We start from the raw sequence: 19,291 nt of genomic DNA, 5'->3' as shown, positions 1-19,291 counted from the left end.
CAGGCCTGCCCGAAGTGCCCGCAGTGCCCGCCGGCGCACCGGCGATACCCGTTGCCGCACCGCCTGTTCCGGTCGTACCCGCGCCGGCCCCGGCCGCCCCGGCGGCCGCGCCGGCTCCGGCCGCGCCGGCCCCGCCGGCAGCGCCCATGGTCGAGTCCGCGCTCGCCCCCGAAATCCCGCCGGCCCCGAGTGAGGCCGCGCCACCACCTCCGGTCGCACCGGTCGACGCCGCGCCTGTCGAGCAGGCCGCCGCCGTGCCGGTGCAGGAGGCCGCTGCAGGGGCACCACCGGTGCCCGTTGAGGGAGCCGCAGCGGCCGTACCGGTGATCGAGGAGGCTGCGGCGGCCGCACCGGTCGCCGCAGCCCCTCCGGTGCCGGAATCCGTTGCCGCGCCGATGATCGAGACCGCCGCCACTCCCCTGGCCGCACCGGCCGGAGCGCCGGTTCCGGCCGCACTGCCCGCAGTCCCCGCCGCTCTGCCCGCCGTTCCGGCCGGGCTCCCGGCGGTGCCGGCGGCCCTGCCTGCGGGTGCCCCGGTGCCCGCGGTCGCGGTGCCCCCGATTCCCGCCGTTCCCCCGCTCCCAGCGGCCGCGCCCGCTGCCGCCGCGGCGGCCTCAGCTCCCGCTCCGGTGCCCGCCCCCGCGTCCGCGCCGGTCACGGGTCTGCCCGCGCTGCTGCCCACCGGGGTGCCCATCCCCCACGATCTGGTGTGCGAGGGAACCGCGTGGTCCGCTAAGCACAGCGAGTGACCCCGGGCGGAGCCAACAGATCAGCTCAGATCAGCCCTGCCCGCAGGCCGCCATCACCAGTTCGCGCACGCGTGCGGCGTCGGCCTGCCCCTTGGTGGCCTTCATGACCGCACCCACGATCGCACCCGCGGCCTGAACCTTTCCGCCCTTGATCTTCTCCACCACATCGGGATTGGCGGCCAGCGCCTCGTCCACGGCGGCCTGGATCAGACTGTCGTCACGCACCAGCGCGAGCCCGCGGGCCGACATCACCGCCTCAGGCTCACCCTCGCCGGCCAGCACACCCTCGACCACCTGCCGGGCCAGCTTGTTCGACAGCTTGCCCTCGTCGACGAGCTTGACCACCGCGGCCACCTGCGCGGGCGTGATGGCCAGGTCGGCCACGGCCACCGCACCCTCATTGGCCTTCTGCACCAAGAAGTTTCCCCACCAGGCCCGAGCGGCCTCGCTGGACGCGCCCGCCTCGACGGTCTCGGCCACGAGTTCGACGACACCGTTGTTGACCAGGTCACGCATCACCTCGTCGGAGACGCCCCACTCCTGCTGAGTCCGCTTGCGCGACAACCACGGAAGCTCGGGGATGGTGGCCCGCAGACGCTCGACCAGTTCAGCACTCGGCGCCACCGGTTCCAGATCCGGCTCGGGGAAGTACCGGTAGTCCTCCGCGGTCTCCTTGGTGCGGCCCGGACTGGTGTACCCGTCCTCGTGGAAGTGCCGGGTCTCCTGCTTGATGGTCCCGCCGGCTTCGAGCACCGCAGCCTGACGCCGCATCTCGTACCGCACCGCGACCTCGACGCTCTTGAGCGAGTTGACGTTCTTGGTCTCGGTGCGGATGCCGAACTCCTTGACGCCCTTGAGCTTCAGGGACACGTTGGAGTCACACCGCATCGAGCCCTGGTCCATCCGCACGTCGGAGACACCGAGGGCGCGCAGCAGATCACGCAACGCGGTCACGTAGGCGCGGGCGATCTCCGGTGCCCGCTCACCGGCACCCTCGACGGGCTTGGTGACGATCTCGATCAGCGGTACACCGGCCCGGTTGAAGTCGGCCAGCGATGTGGTGGCTCCGGCGATGCGACCGGTGTCACTGCCCAGGTGGGTCAGCTTGCCGGTGTCCTCCTCCATGTGGGCGCGTTCGATCTCGACCCGCCACGTGCTGCCGTCATCCAGGGGCACGTCGAGGTGGCCGTTCACAGCGATCGGCTCGTCGTACTGGGAGATCTGATAGTTCTTGGGCTGATCCGGGTAGAAGTAGTTCTTCCGGGCGAATCGTCCCCACGGGGCGATGTCGCAGTTCAGTGCCAGGCCGATCCGGATGGCCGACTCCACGGCCGCCTCGTTGAGCACGGGCAACGCGCCGGGCATGCCCAGGCACACCGGGCACACCTGGGTGTTGGGCTCGGCACCGAAAGTCGTCGCGCAACCGCAGAACATCTTGGTCGCCGTGGACAGTTCGACGTGCACTTCGAGGCCGAGGACCGGGTCGTACTTGGCGACCACATCGTCGTAGTCGAGCAGCTCAGAAGTGGCAACAGTCATGCCGGAGAGTCTAGTTGTCGGCTCAGCCGAAGAATGCCGCGGCGTCGTCGTAGCGCCACTGCGGCACGAGCTTGAGCTGCGCGGTGGCCTCGGCCAGCGGAACCCGGCCGATCTCCTCGCCACGCAGCGACACCATCATCCCGTACTCCCCGGCGTGCGCGGCGTCGGCCGCGTTCACACCGAACCGGGTGGCCAGCACGCGATCGAAGGCCGTGGGCTTGCCGCCACGCTGAACGTGCCCGAGCACCGTGACCCGGACCTCCTTCTTGATCCGCTTCTCCACCTCGGGCGCCAACTGCTGGGCCACCCCCGTGAAGCGTTCGTGTCCGAACTCGTCGGTGCCGCCCTTGCGCAGCTGCATCGACCCCTCAGCGGGCTTGGCGCCCTCGGCGACGACGCAGATGAAGCTTGACTCACCGTGCTGGAAGCGCTGTTTGACCAGCCGGCACACCTCCTCGACGTCGAACGGCTGCTCGGGGATCAAGGTCATGTGCGCGCCCGAGGCGAGCCCCGCGTTGAGCGCGATCCAGCCGGCGTGGCGACCCATCACCTCGACGAGCATGACCCGCTGGTGCGATTCCGCGGTGCTGTGCAGACGGTCGATCGCCTCGGTCGCGATCATCAGCGCGGTGTCGTGCCCGAATGTCACGTCGGTGCAGTCGATGTCGTTGTCGATGGTCTTCGGCACCCCGACGACGGGCACCCCCTCCTGCGCCAGCCAGTGCGCGGCGGTCAGCGTGCCCTCTCCACCGATCGGGATCAGCACGTCGATCCCGTTGTCCTCGAGCGTCTGCTTGATCTGGTCCAGCCCGGCCCGCAGCTTCTCGGGGTTGACCCGTGCGGTGCCCAGCATCGTGCCGCCCTTGGCGAGCAGCCGATCGTTGCGGTCGTCGTTCTTCAGCTGGATACGACGGTCCTCCAGCAGGCCGCGCCAGCCGTCCTGGAACCCGACCACCGTTGAGCCGTACCGCATGTCCGCTGTCCGCACGACGGCCCTGATGACCGCATTCAACCCTGGACAGTCGCCGCCTCCGGTGAGCACTCCGATCCGCATGGGTTCCATCTAACCCTCTTTGCGGGCCGGGTGACCCGGCGAACGGGGTTACAGTGCGCTCGGAAGCGGTCCGCGGGCCGCCTCGTAGGCCGCGCCCACGCGGTAGAGCCGGTCGTCGGCCAGCGCAGGCGCCATGATCTGCAGCCCCACCGGAAGGTTGTCGTCCGAGGCCAGACCCGAGGGCACCGACATTCCGCAGTGACCGGCGAGGTTCAGCGGCAGCGTGCACAGGTCGAACAGGTACATCGACAACGGATCGTCGACCTTCTCCCCGAGCCGAAACGCTGTGGTCGGGGTGGCCGGCGACACCAGCACGTCGACGGACTCGTAGGCCCGGTCGAGGTCGCGTGCGATCAGCGTGCGGACCTTCTGGGCCTGGTTGTAATACGCGTCGTAGTACCCCGCCGACAGGGCGTAGGTGCCGATCATGATGCGGCGCTTGACCTCTGGGCCGAAGCCCGCCGCCCGGGTCAAGGCCATGACCTCCTCGGCGCTGTGCGTGCCGTCGTCACCGACTCGCAGGCCGTACCGCATCGCGTCGAACCGCGCGAGGTTGCTCGACACCTCCGACGGCAGGATCAGGTAATACGCGGGCATCGAGTAGTCGAAGTGGGGGCAGTCGACCTCGGTGACCTCGGCGCCCAGCGCACGCAGCTGGTCCACCGCGGCGTTGAACGACTCCAGCACGCCGGGCTGGTAACCCTCACCGCTGTGCAGCTGGGCCACGACACCCACGCGCACCCCCTTGAGGTCGCCGGCCGCGCCGGCTTTCGCGGCCGCCACCACGTCGGGCACCTGCGCCTTCACCGAGGTCGAGTCGCGCGGATCGTGCCCCGCGATCACCTCGTGCAGCAGCGCGGTGTCCAGCACGGTCCGCGCACACGGGCCTCCCTGGTCCAGCGACGACGCGCACGCGATCAGGCCGTACCGGCTGACGGTGCCGTAGGTGGGCTTCACACCGACGGTGGCGGTCAGCGCGGCGGGCTGACGGATCGAGCCGCCGGTGTCGGAGCCGATCGCCAGCGGGGCCTGGAAGGCCGCGAGTGCCGCGGCGCTGCCGCCGCCGGATCCACCGGGCACCCGCTCGGCGTCCCACGGGTTGCGGGTCGGGCCGTACGCGGAGTTCTCGGTCGAGCTGCCCATCGCGAACTCGTCCATGTTGGTCTTGCCCAGGATCGGGATGCCCGCGGCGCGCAGCCGCTCGGTCACCGTCGCGTCGTAGGGCGAGACCCAGTTCTGAAGAATCTTCGAACCGCAGGTCGTGGGCATGTCCTTGGTGGTGAACACGTCCTTGAGCGCCAACGGCACCCCGGCCAGCGCCGACGGCAGCTGGTCGCCCGCGGCGACCGACGCGTCGACCTCGGCCGCCGCGGCCAGGGCCTGCTCACCGGCGACATGCAGGAACGCGTTGTACTCGGCGTCGGTGCGCTCGATCTGGTCCAGGCACGCCTGAGTGACCTCCGTCGAGGACACCTCCTTGGCGGCGATCTTGGCGGCCAGATCGGCCGCGGACAGCCGAACCAGGTCAGAGGTGGTCACTGGCTCTCTCCCAGAATCTGCGGGACGACGAAGCGGCCCTCGGCGGCGCTCGGCGCGGCGGCGAGTGCCGCCGACTGGGTCAGACCCGGCACGACGGTGTCGGGCCGGGTGACGTTGACGTCCTTGAGCGGGTTGTCGGTGGCCTCGACGTCCGTGACGTCGACAGCCTGAATCCGGCTGACGTGCTCGAGGATTGCGTCGAGCTGACCGGAGAAGCTGTCCAGTTCGTCGTCGGTCAGCGCCAATCGGGCCAGTCGCGCCAAATGGGCGACGTCATCTCGGGAGATCTGCGACACGAGCGTCAAGCCTAGCCGCAGCCCGGGTGACCCAACGCCGCTGCCTGGTGCATGCGGGCGTGCGAATCTGTTCGGTGTGGCGTGGGCCGGGCTGCCGATCGGGTTGGTGCTGCTGACTGTGCTGGTCCTGCACCTCGGTGCGCTGGCACTGCCCGGGGGCACGGGATTCGAGCGGGTGCTGGCCGGCGGTGTCCTGACCACCGCGGTCGTCGTGCTCGGGACCTGGTCGCTGGCCGTCATCGGCGCTCTCGGCGCCGCCACGCTGCTCGCGGTCCTGGCGCTGGCGGCCCTCGTGGCGGTCGGCGCGGCGCGCATCCGGGGCGCCTCGGTGGGCATCGGCTGGCCCACGGCCGTCAGTTGGTCCACCGCCCCCGTCCTGGCGGTCGCGGGGGTCGCGGTGCTGGTGGCCGTGGCCAGCGCCTGGCTGCTGCCCGTCTGGCAGTGGGACGCGCTCGGGTACCACCTCCCGTTCGTCAACCTCGTGCTGCAGCACGGAACCCTGGCCGACGTCCCCGTCGACGTGCCGTATCTGTCCACGTACCCGCACGTCGTGGAGTGGGCGTTCACCGCGTGGCGGGCCCTGCTGCCCGACGACCGCCTCGTCGAGGTGGGGCATCTGCCGTTCGGACTGCTGGGCGTCATCGCGATCGCGGCCGTGGCGCAGCACTTCGGTGCTCGAGAAGACCTCGCTCTGGCCGCGGGCGCCGCGTGGCTGACGCTGCCCGCGGTGTTCCTGCAGCTGCCGACCAACTACACCGACGTCGCCTCCGCGGCGCTGGCGCTGTCGGCGATCGCGTTTCTGTTGGCTCATCCCGACGGGTCGCGGGTGCTGCTCGCCGGTCTCGCGATCGGGCTGTTCCTGGGCACCAAACCGCAGGCGCCACCTGCGGCCGCGGTGCTGCTCGGGGTGCTGGCCGTGGTGGGCTGGCGGGCCGGGCTCCGGCGCGAGGTCGCGCTGGCCTGGCTGGTCGCGCTGGCGGTCGGGACGCCGACCTACGTCATGAACGTCGCGCGCCACGGGAATCCGGTCTGGCCGGTGCGGATCGACGCCGGCCCGCTGCACCTGCCCGGCACCACACCGATGGCCGCCCTGCTCAACTCGGGGGCGGCCGCTCCGCGCGCCCACGGCCCGCTGCCGGTCCGCGTCCTCGAGTCCTGGACCACGCTGCTTCCGCCGGTGCCGGCGTTCGACATGCGCCTCGGCGGCCTCGGTCTGCTGTTCCTGCTCGCCCTTCCGGTCGCCGCCGTTCGCGCCGTCCGCACCCGATCCTGGGCGGTGGCGGCCTGTTTCGCCGCGACGCTGGCCACGCCGGATCCCGCGGTGGCCCGCTACGTGCTGGCGTTCGCGGGGCTGACGCTGGCATTCGCGGCGGGCGCAGTGCCCGCCCGGGGCTGGTTCCGGGGTGCGGTGGCGGCGGCGATCGCCGTCGTCGCGGCTGGCAACCTCGTCGTCGCCCACGCGGGCCTGACGGGCGAGGGTCCGCCCCTGACCGCGTATCCGGCGATGAGTCCGGCCGAACGGCAACGCGCGGTCGGCGCCTCGGGTCCGCCCATCGACTATCTCGACGCGCTGGAGGACATGGCACCCGGTCAGATCGCGGTCGTCGACACCGGTGCCGAACTCCCCTACCTGGCGTGGCCGGGCGATCTGTCGCGCGCGGTGTTGTTCGCTCCCGTCGATCTCGATGCCGCGGGCGCGGACCGGCTGCTCGACCGCCGGGACGTCGGCCTGCTCATCGTGGGTGACGACGGCGTCCTCGGCCGGGCCGTCCGCGCCCGTCCCGACCGGTTCGAACTCGCCTTCCACTGCAGGTCAGCACCCTGCACCGGGTATCTGCGGCGCTGACCGCCGCCGCACCCCGGCATGCCCGGCGCGCGGCGCTGTGGAACAGTGTCCGCGTGCCGTCCTATCTACTGCGGGTCCAGTTGGATGACCGGCCGGGCAGCCTCGGCTCCCTGGCCGTCGCGCTCGGCTCGGTGGGTGCCGACATCCTGTCCCTCGACGTCGTCGAGCGCGCATCGGGCTATGCCATCGACGATCTGGTGGTCGAACTGCCCGCCGGCGCCATGCCGGACATGCTGATCACGGCGGCCGAGGCGCTCAAGGGGGTGCGCGTCGACTCCATCCGGCCGCACACCGGCCTCCTCGAGGCGCACCGCGAACTCGAACTCATCGACCACATCGCCGCAGCCGATTCCAAGGCCGCCCGGCTCCAGGTGCTCGCCGACGAGGCGCCCCGCGTGCTGCGGGTCGGTTGGTGCACTGTCGCCCGGCTCACCGACGAAGGCCTGCTTCGGGTCGCTGGAAGCTCGGGAGCCCCTGAGACGCAGGTGGATTCGGCACCGTGGCTGCCGCTGGAGCACGCCGCCGCCCTGGACGCCACCGCCGACTGGGTGCCGCAGTTGTGGCGCGATATGGACACCACGCTGGCCGCCGCACCCCTGGGTGATCCACACACCGTCGTCGTGCTGGGCCGGCCCGGCGGGCCGGATTTCCGGCCCTCGGAGGTCGCGCGGTTGGGCTACCTCGCGGGGATCGTCGCGACGATCCTGCGCTGAGCCGCATTCACTGCAACGCGCCCACCGCCGGTGGGTCCCTGCTGAGGTCGACCGTCGTGCTGATCGGACCCTCGGTGCTGTAGGTGGTGGGTCGGCCGTCGGCGGTGTCGGCCGCGATGGTGTAGTGCACCTCGCCGCTGACGTCGACACCGAACGACCCCGACCGCAGCGTCTGCGTCAGCCGGCTGACGTCGACGGGACCCCGGATCCGCGCCGTCGCGCGGTTCATCGGCGGGTCGGTGGTCAGCTCGACGCAGCGATAGTTGGCCTCGGGGTTCTTCACGCATGCACCGAGCCAGGTTTCGACCGCCTTGTCGACCGCCGCGCGCCCCGCGTCGTTGATCGCGAAGCGAGGGCTGGTGAGGTTCTGCAGGTCACCCATGCGCAGCCCGTCCAGCAGCAGCGGAGGCACCTGGACATCGAGATACGGGTTGCTGGAACCGAATTCGAGATACCCCGGAAAGACATAGATGTTCTCGACGTCACCGATCGGCTGCCCGAACAGCGTCAGTGTGTGCTCGGGGCTCTTGTCGGAGTACTTGGGCACCATGACGTTCAGGGTGGCGCTGTCGAGCTTCCACTGGTCCCCGCGCTTGCGGACCACGACCTCGGTCTCGGAGGGCTTGCCGCCGAACTCGGCCCTGGCCTTGATCATCGCGAATCCCTGCGCACCGGGTTGGTCGGTGACCTCGACACCGGTGATCGGCCATCGCTGGATCTGTTTCTTCAACACGTCGTCGGTGAGGAACGTCGTCGAGGCCGGTTGGGCGTCGCTGAGTGCCAGCGCGGCCTGTGCGTCACCCCGGGCCAGCGCGTCGAGGTACGCCCGCACGGTGTCGGCGGGGCGGGGGGCGTTGCCCGCGCGGATCAGCACGACGGCGACCACGACGCCGATGACGAGGGCCACCGTGAGGATCGAGGACAGCGCGATGATCAGCGGCCTGCGGTTGGGCTTGGGCGGCGGCACGGGTGGATACCACGGCGGCTGGCCCGGCGGCGGTGGATACTGCGGCGGGTACGGCGGATAGGGCCCCACGGGTTCAGCTCCGCAACGTGACGACCGGCGGATCCTGGCTGACGTCGGCCTCTCCGCTGATGTAGGCCTTGACGTCGCCGGAGCGTGTCCCGTTGCCGCCCTGCGCGCTGACCTGGTAGCTCGTGGTGCCGCTGACCCGCACCTTGAGATCCGAAGGCAGGTAGTCGGCGATGCTCAGATCGTCGATGTTGCGCGACCACGTCCACTTCGCCGTACCGTCGACCAGACCCGAATCACGCACTCCCTGAGGGCAGTTCGCGGGCTGCAGGGATGTCGACTTGGCGCACTGCTCCAGGGCGGCCTTGAGCGCGTCCTGCACCGCGGTGCGCCCGGTGTCGTTGAGCGAGTACTGGAAGGACACCGAGGTGCCCGAGGAGTAGCCGTTCATCTGGTCGAGCAGCAGCGGGAACTGCCGTGACTCCTGCTCGATGTTCGGGTTGGTGTTGCCCACGTCCAGCCATCCCGGGAACACGTAGGTGGGCTTGGAGACATCCACCGGCTTGCCGAAGAAGGTCAGCGTCTTGGACCCGGCATCCTCGGTGACCAGCGGGGAGAACGTCAGCTTGATGGCGCCGGTCTTGAGCTTCCACCCGTCGTCGACGCGGTCGAGGTGGATCGTGACGTCGGAGACCTTGTCGCCGAAGTTGACTGCGACGTGCACGCTGCCCAGGCTGCCGATGCCGTCGTCGCTGAGGATCCGGATGTCCTTGATCGGCGAGTGCTCGATCTGTTTCCTGAGCACCTCGTCGGTGAGGTGGGTCTTGTCGGCAGGGGTGTCGACCGCGTACGCCAACGCCGCCTCGGCGTCCCCTCGCGACAGCGCCTCGAGGTACCCCTTGACGGCGTCACCGGGACTGCCCGCCTTACCCGGCCCGCCGGAGGTGACCGCGACCACCGTCACGATTCCGGCGACGAGCACCAGGACCGCCGCCACCACGCCGCCGATCACCCACGGGGTGCGACTGCGCTTCGGTGGTGGTGGCGGGTACCCGCCGGCGGCCCAGTGTGGGGGCTGGTTGCCGAACTGCGGCGGAGATCCGTACGGATTGGGCGGCTGCCACTGGCCCGGCTGCTGCCACTGCGCGCCGCCGTACCCCGGGTCATTGCTCCAGTTCGTCACAGCAACACACCGCCCACCCGGCTGGCATCCACACGATCCCCCATCGTCACGTAGAAGTGGACCACTGACGTGGCCCCTTCGGTAACCCTACCAACGCGGGCGGCTCCCATCTGCACGAACTACAGACCCGCGCGGGCTCCTTCTAGCTAACCTGCGGCCCCTCTTCCAGCAACCGCCGGAAACCGTCCTCGTCCAGAATCGGCACCCCGAGTTCGACCGCCTTGTCGTACTTGGACCCCGGTGAGTCGCCCGCCACGACGTAGGCGGTCTTCTTCGACACCGATCCGGCCGCCTTGCCACCGCGCGCGAGGATCGCCTCCTTGGCCTCGTCGCGCGAGAACCCCGGCAGCGATCCGGTCACCACAATCGAGAGCCCCTCCAACGTCCGGGGCGTGTTCTCGTCGCGCTCATCGGCCATCCGGACACCGGCAGCCCGCCACTTCTCAACGATCGAACGGTGCCAGTCCACGGTGAACCAGTCGACGACCGCGGCCGCGATCGTCGGTCCGACACCCTCGACCGCGGCCAACTGCTCCTCCGTGGCCGCCTCGATGGCCTCGAGGCTGCCGAACTCCCCGGCCAGGGCCCGCGCCGCGGTGGGCCCGACGTGCCGGATGGACAACGCGACGAGCACACGCCACAGGGGCTGCTCCTTGGCCTTGTCCAGATTGCCCAACAGCCTCTTGCCGTTGGCCGACAGCTCACCCTTCTTCGTGGTGAACAGGTCGGTGCGCAACAGATCCTCGGCGCTGAGGGTGAACAGATCACCCTCGTCGGGAATGACTCCGGCCTGCAGCAGTGCCACGGCCGCCTCGTACCCGAGGCCCTCGATGTCGAAGGCGCCGCGACCGGCCATGTGGAACAGCCGTTCCCGCAACTGCGCGGGGCAGCTTCGGGAGTTCGGGCAGCGGATGTCGGCGTCCCCCTCCTTGGCGGGCGCCAGCGGGCTGCCGCATTCGGGGCAGTTGGTCGGCATGACGAACTCCGTCTCGGAACCGTCACGGGCATCCACGACCGGCCCGAGCACCTCGGGGATGACGTCACCGGCCTTGCGGATCACCACGGTGTCGCCGATCAGGACACCTTTGCGCTTGACCTCGGAGGCGTTGTGCAGGGTCGCGAGCCCGACCGTCGACCCGGCGACCTTGACCGGCTCCATGTAGGCGAACGGTGTCACGCGGCCCGTGCGGCCGACGTTGACCCGGATGTCGAGGAGCTTGGTGGTGGCCTCCTCCGGCGGGTACTTGTAGGCGATCGCCCACCGCGGCGCGCGCGAGGTGGCGCCGAGCCTGCGCTGCAGCGACACCTCGTCGACTTTGACCACCACGCCGTCGATCTCGTGCTCGACGTCGTGGCGATGCTCGCCCCAGTACGCGATGCGCTCCTCGACCGCGGCCAGCCCCTGCACCCGGGCCGTGTGCTCCGACACCGGAAGCCCCCACGCCTTGAGCGCCAGGTACGCCTCATGCAGGCTGGCGGGCGTGAACCCCTGGGCACGGCCCAGTCCGTGGCAGATCATCCGCAGCCTGCGCCGAGCGGTGACCGCCGGATTCTTCTGGCGCAGCGACCCGGCCGCACTGTTGCGCGGATTGGCGAACGGAGGCTTGCCCTCCTCGACGAGGCTGGCGTTGAGCGCCTCGAAGTCGGCCACCCGAAAGAAGACCTCACCGCGGACCTCGAGCAGTTCCGGCACCGGGTAATCGGGGTGCTCGGTCAGCCGGTGCGGGATGTCCTCGATGGTGCGCGCATTGAGCGTGACGTCCTCGCCGGTGCGGCCGTCCCCGCGGGTGGCGGCGCGCTCGAGGCGGCCGTCGCGGTACACCAGCGCCAACGCGACGCCGTCGATCTTGAGCTCGCACAGAAAGTGCTCGTCGGCGCCGATCTCGGTCTGCAGGCGCGTGGTCCAGGCCGCCAACTCGTCGGCGTTGAAGACGTTGTCCAGACTCAGCATCCGCTCGAGGTGGTCGGCCGGGGCGAACTCCGTGGCGAATCCGGCACCGCCGACCAGCTGGGTCGGCGAGTCCGGCGTGCGCAGTTCGGGGTGCTGCTCCTCGAGGGCGATGAGCGTGCCCAGCAGCGCGTCGAACTCGCCATCGGAGATGATCGGGGCGTCCCGGACGTAGTAGCGGAACTGGTGCTCACGGACCTCGTCGGCGAGTTCCTGCCACCTGCGGCGCAGATCCGCCTCGTCCGCGTCGGCCTCGGTGTCGGGATCTGTTGCGCTCACCCTGGCAGGCTATCCAACGGCACTGACGTAGGCTCCGCCCTGTGCCGCATCCGATCATGTTCAGCGATGACGATTTCGGGCTGGCCGAGGTGCGCCGGATCGCGCTGGCGCTGCCGGGTGCGTCCGAGAAGGTGTCGTGGGGCAGGCCGGTGTTCGGCGCGCCCAAGATGTTCGCGATGTACGGCGGCAGCCGCAAGACGGCCGGCGAGATGGTCACTATGCCGCATGCGCTCCTGATGAAGGTCGACGAGTCGGAGCGCCCCGCACTGGAACAGGACGACAGGTTCTTCTTCCCGGCCTACCTGGGTCCGTTCGGCTGGCTCGGCCTGGACTTCACGGTGGCGGAGGTGGACTGGGACGAGGTCGCCGAACTCATCGACGCGTCCTACCGGCTGACCGCGGCCAAGCGACTGATCAGGGAGCTGGACGCCCGTCAGTCCTGATCCCGTTCCACCAGCGCCCGCAGCGCCTCAATGCGCTGATCCCACGTCCGCGACAGGGTGTTGAGGTAATCGGCTGCCGCCGTGAGGGATTCGGTCTGCACCGACCAGATCCGCTCTCGGCCGCGCTTCTCGCTGCGCACCAGTCCCGCGTCCTCGAGCAGGGCGAGATGTTTGGCAGCGGCCTGGCGGGTGATGGACTCGCTCAGCGCGGACGTGGACTTCGGCCCGCCTTCGCACAGGCGGATCACGATGCGCAACCGGTTCGGATCCCCGAGCGCGTCGTAGACCGGCGCGGCGACCGCGGTCACGCCCACGACTCGGCGGTGACGTAGCGGGCGACCATTCGAAGCTGCTCGGCCCAGCCCTGGTCGTTGTTGCCGAAGGCCGTGGCGCGGAGGTTCTCGGGCACCGCGTCGAACCCCGACTCGACGATCTCGAGGAGGACGCCGTCGTCGACCTCGCTGAGGGTGAACTCCACCAGCGTGGTCAGTTCGGCATACTCCTCACCGGGAACCGGGTTCCAGCGGAAGGCGAACCGGCGCGGCGGCTCCACGGCCACGATGTGCAGCGGAAATCGTTGGCCGGTGTACTCGCTCTGCTTCTCGGCGACAGCCTCGTCGACCGCGGTCTCCCCCATCACGCACTGCACGGTGGCGCCCGCGACGAACGGGCCCTCGATCACCATGCCGAACCACGTGCCGAATTCGGCCGAATCGCTGATCGCGCGCCACACGCGGTCCAGCGGGGCCCGAAGCAGAGCGCTCTTCTCAATACGATCACCGGGCATGATGCGCAACCTCCTGGTTTCCTTTATGCCGGGGACGGTAGTCCGTCCGCGACATATGCGCAACCGTTTGTTTGCGTTTGGGGCCAGACGGTCAGATCGACTCGGGGTCTGCCGCGAATCCGTCGGCCACCTTCTGGCACAGTTCGACGGCCCGCCGGGCCCAGTCGGCGGTCGCACCGGCCAACCCGCACGCCGGTGTGATGCCCACCTGCCGGGCCAGCACACCGCGCGGAAATCCGAGACGGTCGGTGATCGTCGCGGCGGCCTTGGCGACCTCCTCCACCGCGGGCCGCGTCGCCGGCGCCGCGGTCGGGACCACGCCGAGCAGCACCGTGCGACCGGACTCGAGGAACTCACCAAGACCGTCGAGGTCCCCCGCGCGCAGCACCCCGGTGTCCACCCCGACGGCATTGACAGCGCTGCGGGACAACACATTCCACGGAACACCAGCGGCGCAGGTGTGCACCGCCACCTGCGCTCCCGCAGCCGCCACACACGTGTCCAGCAGTTCGACGGCCACGCCCACCTCGGTTGGGCGCACCGGGCTCAAACTGGTGACACCCGTCAGCTGTCCGGTCAGCGCCGCGGCCAGCAGGGGCTCGTCGAACTGCACCACCACCTCGGTCTCCAGCCGCCGCGCGAGCGTCGCCCGGTGTGCGGCCACCCCCTCGGCCAGCGACCCGGTGAGGTCGCGCACCGCGCCCGGATCGGTGATCGCCCGATGCCCGTTGGACAGTTCGAGTTCGGCGGCCAGCGTGACCGGTCCCGGCGCCTGCACCTTCACCGGCCGGCCCGACCCCCGCAGTCCCGCGATCTCCCAGGCCTCCTCGAGGGCGTCGACGTCCTCGTCGAGCAGGCTCGACGCGCGACGGGTGACCGCTCCCGGGCGGGCCACCAGACGGTATCCACGGGGCACCGTGTCGATCGCGATGTCGACGAGCAGCGCGCCGGCCCGCCCGATCAGGTCGGCTCCCACTCCCCTGGCCGGCAGTTCGGGGAGATGCGACAGCGAATGCAGTTCGCCCACAACCACTTCTGCCGCCTGGCGGGCCGCGGTGCCGGGCCACGAGCCGATTCCGGTGGCGGTGGCGAAGTTGTTCACCGGTCAACCGTAGGGGATGGCGGTTAGTCTCCCAAGGGTGGGCAGGTTGGGTCTGACCGCACCGGTCCTGGTCTGGTGCCTGATGGCGGGCGCCACGACCGGGTGCACGCTGACCGTGGCCGGCCTCGGCGCCAAGCCCACCGCGGAACCACCGCTGTGGGAGCCGGTCGTCGACGTCGACGCCGCGATGCTCGACCTGCCGCAGATGCGCGGTATCACCGGAGCAGGTGAGGATCTCACCGTCATACCGTCGATGGACTCCGACTACCCCGTCGACATCGACCTGCTGGCCCGGGACGCACCACGGCCGTGCCGGTTCATGTTCGCCGAGACCGAGGTGTTCGGGGCCTACCGCAACGGCAGCACCACGGGGGTCATCGACGACTTCCACAAGGTGACGTATCAGAACCCACCGGAGGCGGCCCTGATCTCGCAGGCCGCCGCGGCCTATCCAGACGCTGCGACCGCACGACGCATGTTCTCCGATCTCGTCGCGAAGTCCACCGAGTGCGCCCAGACGTCGTTCGGGCAGGTTTATCTCGGCGATGTCGTCAGCGAGGACGCCACCCTGCACACCAGGGCTTCGGCCGAGTGCGGCCGGGACTATCAGCTCAAGTCGGTGGTGCTCGCCGAGGTCACGTTCTGCCCCTACGCCGAATCGGTGCCGCGGATCGTGATGACGAACCTGTTGCGCAACGTCCCCGGGTGACGGTCACACCCGCAGGACCGTCGGGCCCAGCGCCTCATAACGCCGCGCGTCCTCGGCGGGCAACTCGGTGCCGGTGACGATCGTGTCGAAGTCCCCGATGTCGGCGAACCGGCAGAAACTCGTCACGCCGAACTTCGAGTGCGCGGCCACCAGCACCCGCCGCCGCGCCACCCGCACCGCCGTCTGCTTGACCGCGGCCACCGCCGGGTCCGGCGTGGTCAGGCCATGCTCGAGCGAGATCCCGTTGGTGCCCAGGTAAGCGACGTCGATCACGAGGCTCCTCAGCATGTCGACGGCCCAGTGGTCGACGGTGGCCAGGGTGCGGCCCCGCATCCGTCCCCCCAGGAGCAGGACCGTGACCGTGGCGCTGTCGGCGAGGGCTTCAGCGGCCAGCAGTGAGGACGTCACGACGGTCAGGTCCTGATCGGCCAACCGTTCGGCGATCAGGCGCGGACTGAAACCCTCGTCGAGGTACACGGTCTCGGCACCCTGGAGCAGCGCCGCTGCACCCGAGGCGATTCGGTGCTTCTGCGCCAGGTCGACCTGGCTGCGGTACTCGACACCGGATTCGAATGCGGCCGTCTCGAGTGGAATCGCGCCGCCGTGAACACGTTTGAGCAGCCGACGCGAGGCCAGGACCTTCAGGTCGCGCCGAATCGTCTCCGTCGCGACGTCGAGTTCGTCAGCCAGTCCCGCGACCTCGACGCGGCCCCGGGTCCTGGCGAACTCGACGATGCGGGCCTGTCTGCTCTCCGAATCCACGGCGACACGCTACTCGGCGGCGGCGAGGATCGCCTTCACATCCTCGGGAGTGCTCGCGGCACGCAGCCTGGTCACCTCGTCGGCGTTGAGGAACACGCTCGCGATTCGGCTCAGAAGCGCCATGTGGTCCTTGCCCGCACCTGCGATGCCGACCACGAACTCGGCCGGCTTGCCCTTCCAGTCGATCGGTTCGGGGTACCGGACGAACGAGATGCCGGTGCGACGGATGGCGCCCTTGGCGTCGTTGGTGCCGTGCGGGATCGCCAAGCCGTTGCCCATATAGGTTGACACCGACTCCTCCCGCTCGTGCATCGCATCGACATAGGCGGGCTCCACCGCTCCGGCGGCCACCAGGAGCTGACCCGCCTCATCGATGGCCTCGTCGGCGTTCGAGGCGTGGCCGCTCAGGACGATCGAGTCGATCGCCAGCACATCGGCACCGACGCCATCGGCCTCCGCGCCCTCTTCGTCGGCCGGCGCAGCCGCCGGAGGCGCTGCGGCGCCGTCCCGACCGAGCAGTTCGACGATCTCGTCGTAGCGCGGGCTGTTCATGAAGTCGTCCACCGAGACGTGAACGGCCGACGGGGTTTTCAGCCGCGCTCGGTCGGTCAGATCGCGGTGCGTGACCACCAGACCGTAGGTGTCGGTCAGGTTGGCGATGGACTGGTTGCTCACCTTGATGTCACCGAGTCCCGCCTTCTGCACCTTCTTTCGCAGCACCGAGGCCCCCATCGCCGACGAACCCATACCGGCGTCGCACGCGAACACGATGCTGCGGATCGGCCCCGCGGGCGCCGCGCCGGCCCCGACCAGAGCCGAGGCCACGCTGGACTTCCTGCCCTTGAGCGCCTCCATCTCCGCGGTCGCGCCGGCCAGGTCCGGTTCGTCGGTGGCGCGATCGGTCTTGAGCAGCAGCGAGGCGACGGCGAAGGACACCGCCGTGGCTCCGAGGACCGCCAGCGTCACGCCGATGAAGCTTCCCGACGCGGTCTGGGCGTAGATCGCGATGATCGACCCCGGCGCGGCCGGAGCCCGCAGCCCGGACCCGAACAGCACATTGATGAAGACCCCGGTCATGCCGCCGAGAATGGCGGCCGCGATCAGCTTGGGCTTCATCAGCACATACGGGAAGTAGATCTCGTGGATGCCGCCGAAGAACTGGATGATCGCCGCGCCGGGCGCCGAGGCTCGGGCGACTCCTCGTCCGAACACCATGTAGGCCAACAGGATTCCCAGACCAGGACCCGGATTGGTCTCCAGCAGGAACAGGATCGACTTGCCCGTCTCCAGGGCCTGGGTGGTGCCCAGCGGCGTCAGGACGCCGTGGTTGATGGCGTTGTTGAGGAACAGCACCTTGGCGGGTTCGATGAAGATCGAGGTCAATGGCAGCAGATCGTTGTCGACCAGGAAGTCGACGGCATTTCCGGCGGCACGCGTGAACGACGAGACGATCGGACCGATCCCGAAGAAGCCGAAGATCGCCAGGAGCATGCCGAGGATGCCGGCCGAGAAGTTGTCGACCAGCATCTCGAAGCCGGGCCGGATCCTGCCGTCCCACAGCGCGTCGACCTTCTTCATGAGCCAACCACCCAGCGGGCCCATGATCATCGCGCCCATGAACATCGGCACGTCGGCGCCCGCCACCACGCCGATGGTCGCGATCGCACCGACCACCGCGCCACGGGTCTGATAGACCATCCGGCCACCCGTCGCGCCGATCAGGATCGGGAGCAGATAGGTGATCATCGGGCCGACGATGCCCGCGCCCTCGTAGTCGCCCCACCCACCGATCTTGGCGACCCATCCGCTGGGGTCACGCAGGTCGTCGAACAGGCCCGGCAGCCATCCGGTCTTGATGAACAGGGCCGTGATCAGCCCCCATGCGATGAAGGCGCCGATGTTGGGCATGACCATGTTCGACAGGGAGGTGCCCAGCTTCTGCACCCGAACCCGAACCCCGGTGCGCGTTGACGACGCTGTCGTTGTGGTGGACAACTGCTGCCTCCGATCCCTGGAAGTGATGCCGGTCACATCACCGCTACGAGCAGTAAACTCCACAATCGGGCATGTTGGCAAGCATTCGGGCAGAAATGGGCACCGTTTGAGGTGGTTTTATGCCCGCATCCGCGCTACAGTGCTTAACGGGCCCCCGTCTGTGAGCTGGCCCACATTTCTGACGGAAGGACGACACCATGCTGGCCCTGCGCTTCTACGCCCCCGAGGATGTCCGCCTCGAGGATGTGCCCGAGCCGACGTGCGGGCCGGATGAGGTCAAACTGCGGGTGCGCAACTGCTCCACCTGCGGCACCGACGTCAAGATCTTCTACAGCGGCCACCAGAACCTGTCGCCGCCGCGCATCATCGGCCACGAGATCGCCGGCGAGATCGTGGAGGTCGGCGCCGACGTGAACGCCACCTACGGTTCCGACTGGAAGGTCGGCGACCGGACCCAGGTGATCGCCGCGGTGCCCTGCGGCGAGTGCCACGAATGCCGCAAGGGCTGGATGGCCGTCTGCCAGAACCAGACCTCGATGGGGTATCAGTACGACGGCGGCTTCGCCGAGTACATGATCGTGCCCAGGCAGGTGCTCAAAGTCGACGGCCTCAACCGCATTCCGGACAACGTCGGCTTCGACGAGGCCTCGGCCGCCGAGCCGTTCGCGTGCGCGATCAATGCCCAGGACCTGCTGGGCATCGAGGAGGGTGACACCGTCGTGGTGTTCGGGGCGGGGCCCATCGGCTGTATGCACATCCGCATCGCGCGCGGCGTGCACAACTGCGGGCCGGTCTATCTGGTCGATGTCAACGAGGCCCGGCTGAAGATGTCCGCCGACGCCGTCCACCCCGACGAGACCATCAACGGCGCCGAGGTCGACGTCGTCGAACGGGTCATGGAGTTGACCGGCGGGCGCGGCGCCGACGTCGTGATCACCGCGACCGCGGCCAATGTCACGCAGGAGCAGGCGATTGCGATGGCGGCCCGCAATGGACGCATCTCATTCTTCGGCGGACTTCCCAAGACCAACCCGACCATCACGTGCGACAGCAATGTGGTGCATTACCGACAGCTGCACATCCACGGCGCCAACGGCTCTGCGCCCGAGCACAACAAGCGCGCGCTGGAGTACATCTCGACCGGTCAGGTGCCGGTCAAGGATCTGATCACCCGGCATGTGCCGCTGGCGAAGGTGCTCGACGCATTCCAGATCGTGAAGAACGGCGAGGCCATCAAGGTCACCGTCGAACCCTAGCCAATCCCCCGCGAGCGTCCGTGTTGGTACAGCGCCACGCCGGGCGGATTCAACCGGTCGCTGCGGTGTATGCGGACGGGTCTGACAGTAGTCGGTCGAGTTCTTCGGCGGGTGTGCG

General features: G+C 69.4%; 17 protein-coding genes and 1 pseudogene. 6 read left to right on the top strand and 12 right to left on the bottom strand.

The window, feature by feature from the left end:
* Nucleotides 1-749, top strand: a pseudogene (locus tag A5727_RS02000) (hypothetical protein); the annotation flags it as partial.
* A gap of 30 nt (nt 750-779) precedes the next feature.
* On the opposite strand, the gene gatB reads toward A5727_RS02000, so the two are convergent.
* From gatB to gatC, 4 genes are read right to left on the bottom strand one after another with little or no spacing between them, the layout of a single operon-like run.
* Complete coding sequence (gatB, locus tag A5727_RS01995) at nt 780-2,288, bottom strand: Asp-tRNA(Asn)/Glu-tRNA(Gln) amidotransferase subunit GatB (protein ID WP_068243612.1); 1,509 nt, start codon at nt 2,286-2,288, stop codon at nt 780-782.
* Nucleotides 2,289-2,310: 22 nt separating this feature from the next.
* The gene (locus A5727_RS01990) at nt 2,311-3,342 is read right to left on the bottom strand and encodes an ATP-dependent 6-phosphofructokinase (protein WP_068243629.1); all 1,032 of its coding nucleotides are present in this window, start codon (nt 3,340-3,342) and stop codon (nt 2,311-2,313) included.
* Nucleotides 3,343-3,390: 48 nt separating this feature from the next.
* Nucleotides 3,391-4,881 (bottom strand): Asp-tRNA(Asn)/Glu-tRNA(Gln) amidotransferase subunit GatA, encoded by a 1,491-nt coding sequence (gene gatA / locus A5727_RS01985; RefSeq protein WP_068243609.1) that lies wholly within the window; start codon nt 4,879-4,881, stop codon nt 3,391-3,393.
* Nucleotides 4,878-5,177, bottom strand: coding sequence for an Asp-tRNA(Asn)/Glu-tRNA(Gln) amidotransferase subunit GatC (gene gatC, locus A5727_RS01980; protein ID WP_068243607.1), 300 nt, complete (start codon nt 5,175-5,177; stop codon nt 4,878-4,880). Before gatC ends, gatA begins: the two co-directional genes overlap by 4 nt.
* A 76-nt stretch (nt 5,178-5,253) precedes the next feature.
* On the opposite strand from gatC, the gene A5727_RS01975 reads away from it, so the two are divergent.
* Both A5727_RS01975 and A5727_RS01970 read left to right on the top strand, forming a co-directional pair.
* Nucleotides 5,254-7,023 (top strand): hypothetical protein, encoded by a 1,770-nt coding sequence (locus tag A5727_RS01975; RefSeq protein ID WP_068243605.1) that lies wholly within the window; start codon nt 5,254-5,256, stop codon nt 7,021-7,023.
* A gap of 53 nt (nt 7,024-7,076) precedes the next feature.
* Nucleotides 7,077-7,736 carry an ACT domain-containing protein gene (locus A5727_RS01970; protein ID WP_068243602.1) on the top strand — a complete coding sequence of 220 codons (660 nt, stop codon included), beginning with the start codon at nt 7,077-7,079 and terminating at the stop codon, nt 7,734-7,736.
* A 7-nt stretch (nt 7,737-7,743) separates the two neighbouring features.
* Here the strand turns inward: A5727_RS01970 and A5727_RS01965 are convergent, their stop codons facing one another.
* From A5727_RS01965 to ligA, 3 genes are all read right to left on the bottom strand, one after another.
* Nucleotides 7,744-8,772, bottom strand: a complete 1,029-nt coding sequence (locus A5727_RS01965) for a DUF4878 domain-containing protein (RefSeq protein ID WP_068243598.1) — start codon at nt 8,770-8,772, stop codon at nt 7,744-7,746.
* Nucleotides 8,773-8,776: 4 nt separating this feature from the next.
* On the bottom strand, nt 8,777-9,892 hold the full coding sequence (locus tag A5727_RS01960) for an Rv0361 family membrane protein (RefSeq protein ID WP_068243595.1): 1,116 nt from the start codon (nt 9,890-9,892) through the stop codon (nt 8,777-8,779).
* 142 nt (nt 9,893-10,034) lie between these two features.
* Nucleotides 10,035-12,119, bottom strand: coding sequence for an NAD-dependent DNA ligase LigA (ligA, locus tag A5727_RS01955; RefSeq protein WP_068243594.1), 2,085 nt, complete (start codon nt 12,117-12,119; stop codon nt 10,035-10,037).
* A gap of 41 nt (nt 12,120-12,160) precedes the next feature.
* On the opposite strand from ligA, the gene A5727_RS01950 reads away from it, so the two are divergent.
* Nucleotides 12,161-12,562: an MmcQ/YjbR family DNA-binding protein gene (locus tag A5727_RS01950; protein ID WP_068243591.1), complete on the top strand. Its 402-nt coding sequence runs from the start codon at nt 12,161-12,163 to the stop codon at nt 12,560-12,562.
* Here A5727_RS01950 and A5727_RS01945 read toward each other — a convergent pair.
* From A5727_RS01945 to A5727_RS01935, 3 genes are all read right to left on the bottom strand, one after another.
* On the bottom strand, nt 12,553-12,876 hold the full coding sequence (locus A5727_RS01945) for an ArsR/SmtB family transcription factor (RefSeq protein ID WP_157521174.1): 324 nt from the start codon (nt 12,874-12,876) through the stop codon (nt 12,553-12,555). The two genes, A5727_RS01950 and A5727_RS01945, sit on opposite strands and share 10 nt — an antisense overlap.
* Nucleotides 12,867-13,349 (bottom strand): SRPBCC family protein, encoded by a 483-nt coding sequence (locus A5727_RS01940; protein WP_068243588.1) that lies wholly within the window; start codon nt 13,347-13,349, stop codon nt 12,867-12,869. Before A5727_RS01940 ends, A5727_RS01945 begins: the two co-directional genes overlap by 10 nt.
* Nucleotides 13,350-13,440: 91 nt before the next feature.
* Nucleotides 13,441-14,451 carry a methionine synthase gene (locus A5727_RS01935; protein ID WP_068243585.1) on the bottom strand — a complete coding sequence of 337 codons (1,011 nt, stop codon included), beginning with the start codon at nt 14,449-14,451 and terminating at the stop codon, nt 13,441-13,443.
* A gap of 37 nt (nt 14,452-14,488) precedes the next feature.
* Here A5727_RS01935 and A5727_RS01930 point away from each other — a divergent pair, with 37 nt between their 5' ends.
* The gene (locus A5727_RS01930) at nt 14,489-15,160 is read left to right on the top strand and encodes a sensor domain-containing protein (RefSeq protein ID WP_231991917.1); all 672 of its coding nucleotides are present in this window, start codon (nt 14,489-14,491) and stop codon (nt 15,158-15,160) included.
* 3 nt (nt 15,161-15,163) lie between these two features.
* On the opposite strand, the gene A5727_RS01925 is transcribed toward A5727_RS01930, so the two are convergent.
* Both A5727_RS01925 and A5727_RS01920 read right to left on the bottom strand, forming a co-directional pair.
* Entirely contained in the window at nt 15,164-15,922 is a 759-nt protein-coding gene (locus A5727_RS01925; RefSeq protein WP_068243582.1) for a DeoR/GlpR family DNA-binding transcription regulator, read from the bottom strand.
* A gap of 9 nt (nt 15,923-15,931) precedes the next feature.
* Nucleotides 15,932-17,836, bottom strand: a complete 1,905-nt coding sequence (locus A5727_RS01920; protein WP_231991918.1) for a PTS mannitol transporter subunit IICBA — start codon at nt 17,834-17,836, stop codon at nt 15,932-15,934.
* Between the two features lie 278 nt (nt 17,837-18,114).
* Between A5727_RS01920 and A5727_RS01915 the strand changes: the two genes are divergently transcribed.
* Complete coding sequence (locus A5727_RS01915) at nt 18,115-19,173, top strand: zinc-dependent dehydrogenase (RefSeq protein ID WP_068243579.1); 1,059 nt, start codon at nt 18,115-18,117, stop codon at nt 19,171-19,173.
* Nucleotides 19,174-19,291: the final 118 nt, after the last annotated feature.

The organism is Mycobacterium sp. ACS4331, assembly GCF_001667265.1.
Classification (GTDB): domain Bacteria; phylum Actinomycetota; class Actinomycetes; order Mycobacteriales; family Mycobacteriaceae; genus Mycobacterium.
The sequence above is the reverse complement of the archived record's forward strand: the minus strand, read 5'-3'. Positions and strand labels throughout refer to the sequence as shown.